Here is a 596-nt window from a genome sequence, read left to right as displayed (position 1 = left end):
GATCCCGAACTTTTTGCAGCGATCGAGCAGGAAAACCGCCGCCAGGAAGATCACATCGAGCTGATCGCGTCGGAAAACTACACGAGCCCGGCGGTGATGGCCGCCCAGGGCTCGCAGCTCACGAACAAGTACGCGGAAGGTTATCCGGGCAAGCGCTACTACGGCGGCTGCGAATACGTCGACGTGGTCGAGCAGCTGGCGATCGATCGTGTGAAGCAGCTGTTCGGCGCGGAAAGCGCGAACGTGCAGCCGAACTCGGGCTCGCAGGCGAACCAGGGCGTGTTCTTCGCGATGCTCAAGCCGGGCGACACGATCATGGGCATGAGCCTGGCGCACGGGGGTCACCTGACGCACGGCTCGCCGGTGAACATGTCGGGCAAGTGGTTCAACGTCGTGAGCTACGGGCTGAACGAAAACGAAGACATCGACTACGACGCGGCGGAAAAGCTCGCGCAGGAACACAAGCCGAAGCTGATCGTCGCGGGTGCGTCGGCGTTCGCGCTGAAGATCGATTTCGAGCGTCTGGCGAAGATCGCGAAGTCGGTGGGCGCGTACCTGATGGTCGACATGGCGCACTACGCGGGGCTGATCGCGGC

The 596-nt window shown here is 62.9% G+C and carries 1 protein-coding gene; it reads left to right on the top strand.

Translation table 11 applies throughout. The annotated features are described in order from the left end of the window. Positions 1-596, top strand: a 596-nt coding sequence (locus tag BSE24067_RS32205; RefSeq protein WP_174905009.1) for a serine hydroxymethyltransferase, incomplete at both ends; no start/stop codon positions are given.

The sequence above is a fragment of the Burkholderia latens genome, assembly GCF_902499045.1.
In the GTDB taxonomy this organism is placed as follows: domain Bacteria; phylum Pseudomonadota; class Gammaproteobacteria; order Burkholderiales; family Burkholderiaceae; genus Burkholderia; species Burkholderia latens.
The sequence above is the reverse complement of the archived record's forward strand: the minus strand, read 5'-3'. Positions and strand labels throughout refer to the sequence as shown.